The 13553-nt window shown below is 32.8% G+C and carries 17 protein-coding genes; 14 read left to right on the top strand and 3 right to left on the bottom strand.

The features are described from left to right. Positions 1-52 precede the first annotated feature (52 nt). Positions 53-697, top strand: coding sequence for an RdgB/HAM1 family non-canonical purine NTP pyrophosphatase (gene rdgB, locus Q5I06_RS07235; protein ID WP_305517476.1), 645 nt, complete (start codon positions 53-55; stop codon positions 695-697). Here the strand turns inward: rdgB and Q5I06_RS07230 are convergent. Beyond that, positions 684-2081, bottom strand: coding sequence for a methyl-accepting chemotaxis protein (locus Q5I06_RS07230; RefSeq protein WP_305517475.1), 1398 nt, complete (start codon positions 2079-2081; stop codon positions 684-686). The two genes, rdgB and Q5I06_RS07230, sit on opposite strands and share 14 nt — an antisense overlap. Beyond that, positions 2078-2578 carry a PAS domain-containing protein gene (locus tag Q5I06_RS07225; RefSeq protein ID WP_305517474.1) on the bottom strand — a complete coding sequence of 167 codons (501 nt, stop codon included), beginning with the start codon at positions 2576-2578 and terminating at the stop codon, positions 2078-2080. Before Q5I06_RS07225 ends, Q5I06_RS07230 begins: the two co-directional genes overlap by 4 nt. 90 nt (positions 2579-2668) lie before the next feature. Between Q5I06_RS07225 and truB the strand changes: the two genes are divergently transcribed. The 13 genes from truB (at position 2669) to Q5I06_RS07160 (ending at position 11655) form a co-directional block, all read left to right on the top strand. Beyond that, positions 2669-3517, top strand: a complete 849-nt coding sequence (truB, locus tag Q5I06_RS07220; protein WP_305517473.1) for a tRNA pseudouridine(55) synthase TruB — start codon at positions 2669-2671, stop codon at positions 3515-3517. Further along, on the top strand, positions 3492-3722 hold the full coding sequence (locus Q5I06_RS07215; protein ID WP_305517472.1) for a carbon storage regulator: 231 nt from the start codon (positions 3492-3494) through the stop codon (positions 3720-3722). Before truB ends, Q5I06_RS07215 begins: the two co-directional genes overlap by 26 nt. Before the next feature lie 9 nt (positions 3723-3731). Continuing rightward, a complete protein-coding gene (locus Q5I06_RS07210) occupies positions 3732-4511 on the top strand; it encodes a 4-(cytidine 5'-diphospho)-2-C-methyl-D-erythritol kinase (RefSeq protein ID WP_305517471.1) in 780 nt (259 codons plus the stop codon). Beyond that, positions 4508-4963, top strand: coding sequence for an SsrA-binding protein SmpB (smpB, locus tag Q5I06_RS07205; protein WP_305517470.1), 456 nt, complete (start codon positions 4508-4510; stop codon positions 4961-4963). Before Q5I06_RS07210 ends, smpB begins: the two co-directional genes overlap by 4 nt. Positions 4964-4965: 2 nt before the next feature. Continuing rightward, positions 4966-5427 carry a TonB-system energizer ExbB gene (exbB, locus tag Q5I06_RS07200; RefSeq protein WP_305517469.1) on the top strand — a complete coding sequence of 154 codons (462 nt, stop codon included), beginning with the start codon at positions 4966-4968 and terminating at the stop codon, positions 5425-5427. Between the two features lie 10 nt (positions 5428-5437). Then, the gene (locus Q5I06_RS07195; RefSeq protein ID WP_305517468.1) at positions 5438-5833 is read left to right on the top strand and encodes an ExbD/TolR family protein; all 396 of its coding nucleotides are present in this window, start codon (positions 5438-5440) and stop codon (positions 5831-5833) included. Positions 5834-5914: 81 nt separating this feature from the next. Further along, the gene (gene rpmH / locus Q5I06_RS07190; RefSeq protein ID WP_095295864.1) at positions 5915-6049 is read left to right on the top strand and encodes a 50S ribosomal protein L34; all 135 of its coding nucleotides are present in this window, start codon (positions 5915-5917) and stop codon (positions 6047-6049) included. Between the two features lie 14 nt (positions 6050-6063). After that, on the top strand, positions 6064-6444 hold the full coding sequence (rnpA, locus tag Q5I06_RS07185; protein WP_305517467.1) for a ribonuclease P protein component: 381 nt from the start codon (positions 6064-6066) through the stop codon (positions 6442-6444). Between the two features lie 17 nt (positions 6445-6461). Next, complete coding sequence (yidD, locus tag Q5I06_RS07180) at positions 6462-6839, top strand: membrane protein insertion efficiency factor YidD (protein ID WP_370690949.1); 378 nt, start codon at positions 6462-6464, stop codon at positions 6837-6839. Next, on the top strand, positions 6836-8548 hold the full coding sequence (gene yidC / locus Q5I06_RS07175) for a membrane protein insertase YidC (RefSeq protein ID WP_305517466.1): 1713 nt from the start codon (positions 6836-6838) through the stop codon (positions 8546-8548). The genes yidD and yidC overlap by 4 nt, the downstream gene beginning before the upstream one ends. Next, positions 8545-9405, top strand: coding sequence for a Jag N-terminal domain-containing protein (locus tag Q5I06_RS07170; protein WP_305517465.1), 861 nt, complete (start codon positions 8545-8547; stop codon positions 9403-9405). Before yidC ends, Q5I06_RS07170 begins: the two co-directional genes overlap by 4 nt. Continuing rightward, positions 9398-10768 (top strand): tRNA uridine-5-carboxymethylaminomethyl(34) synthesis GTPase MnmE, encoded by a 1371-nt coding sequence (gene mnmE, locus Q5I06_RS07165; protein WP_305517464.1) that lies wholly within the window; start codon positions 9398-9400, stop codon positions 10766-10768. The genes Q5I06_RS07170 and mnmE overlap by 8 nt, the downstream gene beginning before the upstream one ends. Next, the gene (locus Q5I06_RS07160; RefSeq protein WP_305517463.1) at positions 10765-11655 is read left to right on the top strand and encodes a 1-aminocyclopropane-1-carboxylate deaminase/D-cysteine desulfhydrase; all 891 of its coding nucleotides are present in this window, start codon (positions 10765-10767) and stop codon (positions 11653-11655) included. Before mnmE ends, Q5I06_RS07160 begins: the two co-directional genes overlap by 4 nt. A 30-nt stretch (positions 11656-11685) precedes the next feature. Here Q5I06_RS07160 and ggt read toward each other — a convergent pair whose 3' ends face one another. Further along, the gene (gene ggt / locus Q5I06_RS07155; protein ID WP_305517462.1) at positions 11686-13359 is read right to left on the bottom strand and encodes a gamma-glutamyltransferase; all 1674 of its coding nucleotides are present in this window, start codon (positions 13357-13359) and stop codon (positions 11686-11688) included. Positions 13360-13553: the final 194 nt, after the last annotated feature.

The following is a 13553-nucleotide window of genomic DNA, read 5'->3' as shown; positions in this document are numbered from 1 at the left end:
AAGTTTATGAATATTTTGAGGGTTTTAAAAGAAAATTATAAAAGAGTGATAAATGCAAAAAACAAAAATTTTTATAGCAAGTTCAAATCAAGGTAAAATTAGAGAAATTCAAGAAATCTTCAAGGATTACGAAATCATCACTGATAGATTAAAATTTGAGCATTTGGAAGTGCAGGAAAACGCGGATAGTTTCGAGGGAAATGCACTGATTAAAGCAAAGGCTTTATTTGAAACTCTACCTTATATGCAAAACTTCCTAACGATGGCAGATGATAGTGGTTTGTGTATAGATGATCTTAATGGAGAACCAGGAATCTATAGTGCAAGATATGCAAATATAAAATTGGGGATAATGAAAAATTCTTCTGATGATGCGAATATAGCCTGTATTATCAAACAAATGAAAGAAAAATCCCTGCAAAGCTCAAAAGCTAAATTTATAGCATCTGTGGCTATTGTTGGAAGAATCAATGGAAATAATCTCGAGTTTGTTACAAGAGGCGAATTGCAAGGAGATGTAATCAATTCTCCTAGAGGAAAAAATGGATTTGGCTATGATCCAATATTTATTCCACAAGGATATTCACAAACTTTAGGAGAATTACAAGCCAAAGAAAAAAATAAAATCTCTCACAGAAAAAAAGCTTTGGAAAAAATAAATGACTTTCTTTCAAATCAAGATCTTAAGAATTTCTAACTTTAAGTTTTTCAAACAATATCTTACTTTCTTCCTCTAATATCTGAACATCTGAAAGAATATGTTCAGATACCAAAGAGGTGATTTCCTTATCAATAGCTGAGATGGCATTTTTTGAATGTTTGGTTAATTCAGCCTTGATTTCCTCAAGTTCTTCAGGAGATGCAAAATCATTTAGTAATTCTTTTGTATCTGTTTTATCAAGAAGTGGAGAAATAGGATTGATGTCAAAATTTTGAGTTTGGGATTGATGGTTCAAACTTAAATAAATATGAGATTTATATAGAATATGATCTAATTTGGCAATGCTTAAGAAAAGGTATTTTGAAAGATCAACAAACACATTAGCAAGTTCATTACTACTTTGCTCCATATTATCAAAAACAACATTGAAATCTGTAATTTTTTCTTGGGAGCTACTTGCTATTTGATGAACTTCTTCGGCACTTGTTTGAATGCTATCAACTTCTTGTTGCATCGTCTGAATAGCAATGGAAATTTCATTGGTTGCTTTTTGTGTTTTTTCTGCTAATTTTCTAACTTCATCAGCAACCACTGCAAATCCCTTTCCATTTTCCCCTGCCCTAGCAGCTTCTATATTTGCGTTCAAAGCTAAAAGATTGGTTTGGGTTGCAATATCTACAATCAACTCAATAACATTGCCAATATCTTGCGATTTTTGTGCAAAACCAGAGATAGCAGAGTTACTTCTATCCATCAAAGCCATCAGATTATTTATAGAATCAGTGATTGCTTCAACATCATTTTTACTCGCTGAAGAAAGAGTTTTAATGCTTTCAATCCGTTTATGGACATCTTGCATCAAATTTATATCGTTTCCAAGTTCATCTGAAATCTGTGTCAAATTTTTGTTTTGAGATCCCAAATTTAAGCCCATCAAAGACTTTGAAAGAGCATTTTTTATATTCTCTTTGGAATTTTTTTCTATATTTTTAAGAACTTCATTCATGCTCTCTATGTTCGAACTCAATGTTCCTTTTAGACCTTCTGAAATTCCTTTTCGATAAAATTCATTTTGCGAAGATGTTTTTATAGAGGTTTTTATTTCACGTAAGAACGCCTCAAGATGATCGGTAAGATCATTGATATTATTAGAAATCTCTACAAGTTCTCTATGTCCTTTGGGCAAAATAATACGAGCTTCAAAATCTCCTTCTTTTAGAGATTGAGACATTTTTAAGATTTTATTGATGATATTTTGAGTTGTATTTTTTACATACAAGGAAAATATCCCAATAGCTATGAGGATTATAAAAATTATACTCAAAGCAACACCAAAAACCGAAAAAGGGTTGAAAATAATATTCAAAAATAAACCAATCACAGAAACAAATATACTCACAATAAAAAGCTTTGAGTTCATTTTAAATCCTTCTGCATTTCAAAAACAATCTGATTATAGCTTTTACCTAGATTTTTACAAAGTTCCTCAACCATACTCACCCCTCCACTTATTCCATCTGTTTTTTCAATTTGAATCATTTGTGCATAAATATCAGAAATCTGTTCAATAGCCTTTGGATTTGGTTTTCTACGCACAGAGTAATAACCAATGATTTCATCACTTGCATTGTAGCTAGGAGTAATATTAGCAAACACCCAATAGAAATCTCCGTATTTATTTCTATTTTTTACAAAAGCAAAAATCTCTTTTCCATTTTGGATATAATCCCACAAAAGTTTAAAAACTGCCTTTGGCATATCAGGATGCCTGATGATATTATGAGGTTTATTTAAAAGTTCTTCTTCTTCATAAAGAGCATATCGTAAAAAATCTTTATTGCAATAGGTAATTTTCCCCTTCAAATCTGTTTTTGAAGTGATGAGAGTTCCAGGAGTTAAAATAAGTTCTTTTTCCAAAATAACCTCCTAATGATTACTTTGCTCTGATTATTTCATTATTAATATAAAAATATTATTAAATACAAAAATTCAAAAAAGGACAATACTTTGGATGCCCTGATAGTTAGTTACAAACCCTCACAAATCTCAAGTAATTTTTTTCTGAACAGACTCAAAAAAAAATACAATATGAAAAAAGCTGGGTATTCTGGAACTCTTGATCCATTTGCTAGAGGTTGTTTAATAGTTGGGTTTGGAAGTTATACAAAACTTTTTCCCTTCATTGAAAAAAACCCAAAAGTGTATGAAGCAACTTTGTGGCTAGGGGCAAAAAGCTTGAGTTTGGATATGGAAAATATCATTAATATCTCAGAGGTCAAAAGTTTTGAAGAAGAAAAAATCAAAGATATCTTACTTTCTCTAAAAGGAAAGATTTCCTATATTCCTCCTCAATATAGTGCCAAAAAAATCAATGGCAGAAGATCTTATGAACTTGCCCGTGCAGGAATCGTTGTAAAACCTACTGCTAGTGTCATGGAGATTTTTGAAATAGAATTTTTGTGCTACAATCATCCATATGTGAGTTTTCGTGTTAGTGTTTCTGAAGGAACATATGTTCGGAGTATTGGCGAAATAATAGCAAAAAAATTAGAAGTAGATGGGACTCTTTCATCGTTAGAACGCATTAGTGAAGGAAATATGAGAGCAAGGGTTGGAGAAACATATTTTGTCAATCCCTTAAAAGTCTTAAAATATCCTATTATCTCGAATTTTGATGCACAGGTAAGAGAAAATTTATGGCTAGGAAGGAAGTTTTCTTTAGAAAGTCAAAAAAATGGGATATATATAGCCAATTTTGAGGATTTTTTCTCTATAATTGAAATAAAAGAAGATGGAAACATTCGTTATCTATTAAATAGGATGAATAAAAATGTTGATTTTATCAAGAAAGCCTGATGAAAGTATTGTGATTGGCGATAATATTGCCATCAAGATCATATCCATTGATCGAGGAAGTGTAAAATTGGGATTTGAAGCTCCGCCAAATACCCTCATTCTTCGATCAGAATTAAAAGAAGCAGTTGCTTCAGAAAACAAAAAAGCCTCTGTCGATATTACTGATGAAGCCCTCAACAACATCGGCAAACACATCAAACATTGAGAAGAAAAATTGATTTTTGATGTATTTCCAAAAATAAATATTTTTTTAAAAATCATAGGTTTTCAAGGTGCATATCATACAATTTCATCGCGTTTTGTATTGGCTATTGGAAATTTAAAAGACATCATCGAAATCAAATCATCAAAAAACTTTTCCCTTAAAGGTGATTTTGGATGCAAAATGGAAGAGAATCTGATTTATCGTAGTATCATTGAACTCAAAAACTATCTTGAGTTTAAAAACATCAAATCCTCTGCACTTGAATGTTTGCATATTGAGGTAGAAAAAAAAATTCCAAAAGGGGCAGGATTAGGTGGTGGAAGTGCCGATGCAGGAATATGTCTAATCAAGATCAATGAATTGTTTGATTTTGGTCTCACCCAAAAAGAATTGCAATATATAGGATCAAAGATAGGCTCTGATGTAAGTTTTTTTACTAGCAAATATAAAAGTGCAAATGTTTCGGGAATTGGCGAGATTATTGAGGAATTTAGGGAAGATGAGCATACATTTGAAATCTTTACTCCTGATATTTTTTGTGATACCAAAAAGGTATATTTAGAGTATGATAAAAATATTCAAAATCAAAAACCCGATTTGTTAAAAACCCTCCAGCACAACTGCACTGAAAAAATCTTATCTTTATATGAACGCAAAGAGCTCAATGATTTGCTCATACCTGCTATAAATACATATCCAGAACTTGATGAAATACAAAAAGATTTAGGCAAACAATGGCATTTCAGTGGTAGCGGAAGTAGTTTTTTTAGATTGAAGGATAAAAAGTGATAGTGGCAAGAAATAAAAAAGCTTTTTTTGATTATGAGATTTTAGAGCAATTAGAAGCAGGTATTTCTTTGTTTGGTTCAGAGGTAAAAGCCCTGCGTAAAGCTAGAGTTAATTTGAAGGATAGTTTTGTTAAAATCATCAAGGCTGAAGCATTTTTATTTGGGATGCATATTTCATACTTAGATACAACAAATCCGTACTACAAGCCCAATGAAAAACGCGACAGAAAGCTCCTCTTGCACAAAAAACAAATTGACAAGCTTTTTGGTCAAGTGAGTTTGCAAGGTCTTAGCATCGTGCCTTTGAAGATTTACTTTAACCATAAGAACAAAGCAAAAGTTGAAATCGCTCTTGTCAAAGGTAAAAACCTTCATGATAAACGCGAGAGTATCAAGAAAAAAATACTTGATAAAGAAGCATTAGCAAGTTTCAAAAATTATTACAAAGGTTAGCAATGAAAGAGTGGCTTGATTATGGAGTATTGATTTTTTTGGGATTTTTATCCATCATTGTAATTGCAATAGGGATTGAGAGGGTTTGGTTTTACGCTACTGTAAGAGTGGATGATTATTTAGATAAAAGAGAGCTCGAGCTTGATTTGCACAGAAGATTAACTCTCATTGCAACTATCGGGTCAAATGCTCCATACGTAGGTCTTTTGGGAACGGTAGCAGGGATTATGATTACCTTTATAGACATAGGCTCAAATTCATTTGTAGATACAAAGGGCATTATGGTAGGACTTGCTCTAGCACTAAAGGCAACTGGGATGGGTCTTATTGTAGCAATTCCTTCAATTGTAATCTATAATATGTTGGTGCGAAAAAGCGAAATTATTATTACAAAATGGGATATTTATCACAATCCACCCAAACAGACAAAAAATTCGCCCAAACGTTTGGATACAAATTCATAAGGAAACAAAAATGAAAAAAATGGACTCTATGAATTTGGTTCCTTTTATAGATATCATGCTCGTGCTTTTGGTGATTGTTTTGACAACCGCTTCTTTTGTAACCACTTCAAAACTTCCCATCAATATCCCAAAGGTCGATGAAAATTCCTCCAGAACACAAGAAGATATGAAAAAAAAACAAGTCAATATCACTATTAGTAATGATGGAAAATATTATATAAATGACAAACAAGTTAGTTTTGACGATCTTAAAGCCTCCATCGGTTCATACCCCAAAGATACTCCGATTGTTTTACAGGGAGATAAAAATAGCAATCTTGATAGCTTTGTAAAAATACTTGATCTTTTGCAAATTAATAACCTCAAGGAGCTTTATATCCTAGTTGAAGATAAAAACAATCATTAAAGTGCTTCAAGATTTTCCAAAGTTTGTTTAAGTAAAAAACTATATAATACGAGCTTTATTTTATTTCAAGGGACATATCAAATGAAACGAACATATCAACCGCACAACACCCCAAGAAAAAGAACGCATGGCTTTAGGGTTAGAATGAAAACCAAAAATGGCAGAAAGGTTATCAGTGCTAGAAGAGCAAAAGGACGCAAAAGACTTGCTATCTAGTTTGGTTAAAGTGCGTGAATTCTCTAAAAAACAAAAGACAATTTGATCTAGTGTATAAAAAAGGCACCAGAAGGTACTCTAAATACTTTACTCTTTATTTTATGGAACTTGACTGCAAATCACTCATTCTTCAAAATAGAGAGGATAAAGATGATTTTTTACTTGGTCTTAGTGTTTCTAAAAAAGTCGGCAAAGCAACCAAAAGAAATCTTATCAAACGTAGAGTTAGGTCTTTGTGCAGGAGTCATCTACAGATATTGACAAATTATGCGATGGTTTTTGTGGCAAAAAATGGTATCATTGAAATTTCTTATAAAGTTTTGGAACAGGATTTTTTGACCTGTTTGAAGGGATTGTTTTCTTCATCTCCTTCTACTTACAGGAGTAAAAATTGAAAAAAAATCAAAATACGGTGACAAAAAAGACTTTCCGATCTTTTGGATTTTATTTTTCTGAAAAATTTATTTTTTTTTATCAAAAATACATTTCTCCACTTTTACCAAAAAGCTGTCGGTATTATCCGACTTGTTCAGAATACGCTCTTTGGAGTGTGAGGTTTAACCATCCTCTTTTTGCATTTTTTAAAGTTTTTCTAAGGATACTTAGATGCAATCAGCTGTTTTTGGGTGGGATTGATTATCCTATCGGGAATTGGTTTTTAAAAGGAGATTTTACATCTCCACAAAAATTTGATTTTTGGCTTGTTCCTCTTGAGCCCTACACTCAAGAAAAATATAATAAAAAAATCAAATTTTATATTATTAAGTCATTTATAGAGGTGCAAAGGTGAAACAAAACAACAATTCGAATTTGAGAATTATTTTAGTAGTGGCTATTTCGTTTTTATTTATCGTAGTTTATAGTTATTTTCAAAAACCAGCTCAAGTCCCAGAAAAAACAACTCAGGAAATAGCAACTCCACTTACCACAAATCCAGCTCCTTCTAGCCTTCAAGCAAAAAACAAAACTCCCGATGTAGCTAATAATACTCAAGCATTAAATACGTCAACCTTTGATCCGAACAAAATAATCGCCACCATCAAATCCAAAGAAATTGAAATCAATATCGACTCGCTTGGACGTATTTCACAATTTTACCTCAAAGATAAAAAATTCACCGCTCCAAAACAAGAAGGGCTTATTGACCATATAAAAAGGCTTTTTGGCTTTGCAAAAAAACCTCAAGAGGTTATCACAAAATTGCCACTCTTAGGTAATGACCTTCCCAAGCCTTTGGAAATGAGATTTTCAGATATTGCTACTAATAACCAAGCTTTCGAAATACCCTACAAGGCTTCACTAGATTCTATTGAGCTTAAAAATACCCCTGAAACTTTGGTTTTAACGCAAAATCTAAATAATCTAACTATTAAGAAAATCATCACTTTCTATCCAAACTTGCAATACGATGTTAAGATTGAAGTAAGTCGTTTGATTCCTTATGTTATCTCTAGCGGTATGAGGCCAGTTGCTGATGCTGATGGATACGCATTTCATGGAGTTGTTCTTAAAGATGCTGAAGATAAAATAGAAAAAGTTGAAGACAAAAAGGCAGATGGAAAGTCAGAGCAGTACATAGGAGCAAAATTTATTGCTAGTGTTGATAGATACTACACTTCTTTGTTTTTCACAAAATCACCTAAAGGATTTGATGCAATCATTGATTCAGAGATTGGCACAAAAAATCCTATGCCTTTTGTGGCTTTTGATGGAAATGCAGAATTTCAAGGATATATCGGACCTAAAAACTACAAAGAACTCAAGGAAATTGATCCAAATTTAACAGATGTTGTTGAATATGGCATCATTACCTTTTTTGCAAAACCTGTATTTTTGCTCCTGAACTTTCTTCATAGTTACACTGGAAATTGGGGTTGGGCGATCATATTGCTTACTTTGATAGTGCGAATCATATTGTTTCCACTGAGCTATAAGGGTATGGTAAGTATGCAAAAACTCAAAGAAGTTGCTCCAAAAATGAAAGAACTTCAAGCAAAGTACAAAGACGATCCTCAAAAACTCCAATCCCAAATGATGCAACTATATAAGAAAAATGGTGCCAATCCAATGGGTGGATGTTTGCCTCTAATTTTGCAGATCCCCGTATTTTTTGCTATTTACCGGGTACTTTACAATGCTGTTGAGCTTAAAAGCACCGGATGGATATTTTGGATTCACGATTTATCGGTAATGGATCCTTATTTTGTACTTCCAATTTTAATGGGTATCTCAATGTATATGCACCAGGTGCTTACTCCTAACACTATTGCAGATCCCACACAGGCAAAGATTTTCAAACTGCTACCTGTAGTATTTACCGTATTTCTGATTACATTCCCTGCGGGATTAGTGCTTTATTGGACTGTAAATAATATTTTTTCTATCATTCAACAACTTCTTATTAATCGCATGATGGAAAAGAAAAAAGCCTTAGAAATTGCGGAACACAAGCATTCTCACAATGAAGATGGGAAAATCCAAAAAGAGAAAACAAAATGAAAAAAATTGTTGCAAAAACTCTTCAAGAGGCTATCACTCAAGCTTCTGTAGAGTTGGGTTGTTCAGTTACCGATCTTGATTATGAAATTATACAAACCCCTTCTAATGGGTTTTTAGGCATTGGGAAAAAAGATGCTATCATTGTGGCAACAATAATAGAACACTCAAATCCTCCAGTTACAAAAAATCAAACAACACATCAACCATCTCCTGAAAAAAACCAAAACAAACCCTCTATAATAAATGATGAGGATATTAATTATGAAGAGAATAAATCTCGCCCCTCTTATTTTGATCATCACTTAGGAGTCCAAACCCAAGAAAATCATCATGGTGAATTTGAGATGGGTAAGAGTGATATTGATGAAGTATTTTTCAAAGAAATACAAGATCCTCACCAAATCACTCAAGAAATTGAATCTGAATTAAAAGAATTATTTGCTTCTATGCCATACAAAATTGACAAGATAGAAGTTGGTATCTATGACAATCAAACTCTTCTAGTTACATTAGATGGTGATGACTCTGCACTAATGATTGGAGAAAAAGGATATAGATACAAAGCATTGTCCTATCTACTTTTTAACTGGATACATCCAAAATATGGATACAACATCCGATTAGAAATAGCCCAATTTCTGAAAAACCAAGAAGAAGCCATAGATATTTATCTACAAAGTATTATTTCAATGATTGCAGAGACTGGAAAAGCACAAACAAAGCCTTTAGATGGAGTTCTTGCTTACATAGCACTAAAAAAACTTAGAGATACTTTTCCAAATAAATATGTCTCCTTCCGAATCAATGCTCAAGATGAACGTTATATTATTGTGAGTGATTTTATTAAAAATGAATGAAAACAGGACCATTGTAGCAATTTCAACCCCCATAGGCATTGGAGCAACTGCTATTGTAAGAATAAGCGGTCAAAAAGCTCTTGAAATCACTCAAAAAATAACCAAAAAAATAAATTTTATCCCACGATATGCTACCCTCTGTTGTGTTTATAATTCTTCTGAAGAAATACTTGATGAAGTTATTGTGATTTATTTTAAAGCCCCTGCTAGTTACACTCGTGAAGATGTTTGTGAAATACAGTGCCATGGTGGGGTTGTATCAGCAAAAATAATTTTACAAACTTGTCTAGAAAGAGGAGCCATTCTCGCAGCTCCTGGAGAATTTAGCAAAAGAGCATTTTTAAATGGTCGCATTGATTTTTCTCAAATCAATGCACTCTCAAAAATCATTCAATCCAAAAGCGAAAGAGCATCAAAGATCTTAGCCAAGCAACTCAAAGGAGAATTAGGAAGATTTGTAGATGATTTACGTCAGAATCTTTTACGTGTTTTAGCACATAGCGAAGTAATGATAGATTATAGCGAAGAAGATATCCCCTCAAATATTATCAGTAACATCTCTCTTCAGATAAAAGAAATACAAGGTATTTTAAAATCAGTCTATGAGTTTTCAAAAATGCGTCAAGGCATTATTGATGGTCATCGTTTGAGCATTATTGGCAAACCAAATGTAGGAAAAAGTTCTGTATTAAATGCAATTTTGCTCTATGAAAGAGCTATCACTAGCCCCATCGCAGGAACAACAAGAGACACTATTGAAGAAAGTGTTAATATTGAAGGAAATGTTATTCGAATTGTTGATACCGCAGGAATTCGCAATAGTAAAGACGAAATAGAATCTTTAGGGATTAAAAAAAGTATCGATTCTATGTTTGAAAGCGATATTATTCTAGCTGTATTTGACTTATCAAGAAACATTGATAATGAAGATATAGAAATTATCAAACTCCTCAATACCCAAAAAAATAAACATTGTATCATTGCATTCAATAAAAGCGATTTATCCCCTGCATTTAGCCATGCAGATATCCAAAACCTTATAAAAATCCCTTATGAAAACATCAAAATTAGTACAAAAGATCTTCAAAATTGCACACTTTTACTCAAAAAAACTTTTGTCAAAGTTTTACAAAAAGATGAAGTTGGTGATGAAATACTGCTCACTTCAGAATTTCAACTAGAGGCTATAAAAAAAGCTATCGAGAGTCTAGAAAATGCTGCTTGTGTGTTTGAAAAACTTGAGCTTGAATTATTTTCATACAATATCACAGAAGCTATTAGTCATATTTCCAGTATTACACAACCATACGAAATAGGAGAAATGTTTGATAAAATGTTTGGAGAATTTTGCTTAGGCAAATGAACATTTTCAATACTCCTTCTGTGCTTCAAAATTTTATTTGGCAAAATAGAATGTTTTACATCAAACGCGATGACCTTCTACATCCTTTTATTAATGGAAACAAAGCTAGAAAATTCAAAGGATTATTAGAACTAGATATTAAAGAAAAGATACTTGTGAGTTATGGAGGAAATCAGTCTAATGCGATGCTTACACTATCTTATATTGCTAGGCTAAAAAATTATGAGTTTATTTATGTTACCCCGCCACTACCTGAAGTCTTAAAACAATTACCTCAAGGAAATTTTGCACTTGCACTTGCAAACGGAGTAAAATTTGAATTTTACAAACCCTCTGATAAAAGATCTGATGTTGATGTTCTTAGAAACAGAGCAATAGAAATCTCTAATTCTTATAATGGGTTTTTTATCCCACAAGGAGGAGCGTGTGAATTATCAAAAATAGGTATCAAAGATCTCGCTCTTGAACTAACAAAAGATGCAAAAAACCTAAAAAATCCTGCTTTTTTTTATGTTTCAGGAAGCGGGACAAGTGTAGGATATCTTTGCAATTTTCTACCCTCTATCTTCACTATAGCAGCTGCTGGAGATAGAAAATATCTTCAAAAATTATTTCAAGATATGAAAATTTCTCAACCACCTACCATCTTGGAACTAAATACAAAAATTCCTTTTGGAAAACCCGACTTTAGGCTTTTAAAAATCTATCAAGAATGGCTAGAATTAGGTGTTGAGTTTGATTTAATTTATGATTGTCTAGGATTACTAAGTATTAGAGAAAATCTAAATTATTTCGACGGCAGAGATATTGTTTTTATTCATTCAGGAGGCTTAAGTGGAAATATCACACAAATACAACGTTATAAAAATAAAAAATTAATCCCATAGGGGATAAAAATACCCTATGGGAAAATAAACTCAAAATTCTTTTCTAGGATCGCCCGATCCATACATTGTATGAGTTTTTGAATCTATCATTATTGCATTTACATCACCCATAACAGGCTTTGTAACGATTTTATAACCCATTTTCACTAGATTATCTTTCACATCTTCGCTCATTCCATACTTCTCAATCCTGATTTCATCAGGAAGCCATTGCATATGAAATCTGGGTGCTTCTATAGCTTCAGAAATATCCATTTTATGATCAATTACATTTGAAATCACTTGCAGTACAGTTGTAATAATTCTAGCCCCACCAGGACTTCCCACTACCATAAATAATTTTCCATCTTTTAAAACGATAGTAGGAGACATAGAGCTAAGAGGTCTTTTATTTGGTTCTATCGCATTTGCATCTCCACCTACAAGTCCATACAAATTAGGCGTTCCTGGCTTGATAGAGAAATCATCCATTTCATTATTGAGTAAAAATCCTGCTCCATCTATTGCCGCTGCACTTCCATAAGAAGCATTGATCGTATAGGTTACACTCACAGCATTTCCCCATTTATCAGCCACAGAATAATGAGTGGTATTATGCCCCTCGTGAATCTGCCCTAATCCAGGATTGATCTTTGAACTTGGAGTGGCTTTATCTGCAGAGATATTTGCATAGATTTTTTTAGCATAAGCTTTATCAATAAGTTTTTTTACAGGGACTTTGACAAAATCAGGATCACCCATAAATACCGATCTATCCGCATATGCTTGACGCATTGCTTCTGCCATTATATGAATAGTTTTACTAGAACCAAAACCTAATTTCTCTATATTTGCATTTTCCATCACATTTAATATTTCTATAATATGAGTTCCGCCTGAGCTAGGTGGTGCCATAGACACTATTTCATAGCCACGATAATTCCCACTCACAGGCTTTCTCCAAACCACCTGATAATTTGCCAAATCTTCTTTAGTAATAATACCCCCATTTTTTGCCATATCTTTGACGATGAGATCAGCGATTTGTCCTTGATAAAAAGCCTTTGGACCTTCTTTTTGGATAGCCTTAAGCGTGTTTGCTAGATCTTTTTGAACAAAAAGATCTCCTTCCTTGTAAGTACTACCATCTTTTTTTAGAAAATATTTTCTTGATGAAGCAAATTTGGCAAAATCTTTTTTCGCTTCAGCCATTGTTTCGCCTTGTCTTTGAGTGATAATAAAACCTTTTTCAGCCAAAGAAATCGCAGGAGCAATTAATTCTGAGAGTTTTTTAGTGCCATATTTTTCAAGCATTGCACTCATTCCAGCAACACTTCCAGGAACTCCAGCAGCAAGATAGCCAATAGTACTAGATTGAGGAATCACATTGCCTTTTTTATCTAAATACATATTTCTACTAGCCTTCATAGGAGCTTTTTCTCTAAAATCTAAAGTAATATTTTCTCCATTTGCTAAATGGATGACAGCAAACCCTCCTCCTCCGATATTTCCTGCTGCAGGATGAACAACCGCTAATGCATAGCCTACAGCCACAGCTGCATCAATAGCATTTCCTCCATTATCTAACACTTCTTTTCCTACTTTATTGGCCAAAACATTACTTGAGATTGCAAGTCCAGTAGTTTTATCCTTGATAGGTGGATAGCTTGCCGCATTCAGAACGCATATCAATGCACTCAACACTATAATCTTTATAATTTTCATTTATATCCTTTACTTGATGTTATTTAAGATTTTAACAGCAATCTGAAATTTATGCAAGAGTAGTTTTAGTTTTTTACACCAAAAAAATTTAAAAATTGATTTTGAAATAAATGCACTAGCGTATCGAAAAAATTGATTTAGAACTAACATACTCAAAAATCACATAAAAATATAAATTTTGATTTGTTTTGTAG

It is taken from the genome of Helicobacter cappadocius, from assembly GCF_030688855.1.
Lineage (GTDB): Bacteria > Campylobacterota > Campylobacteria > Campylobacterales > Helicobacteraceae > Helicobacter_J > Helicobacter_J cappadocius.
The sequence above is the reverse complement of the archived record's forward strand: the minus strand, read 5'-3'. Positions and strand labels throughout refer to the sequence as shown.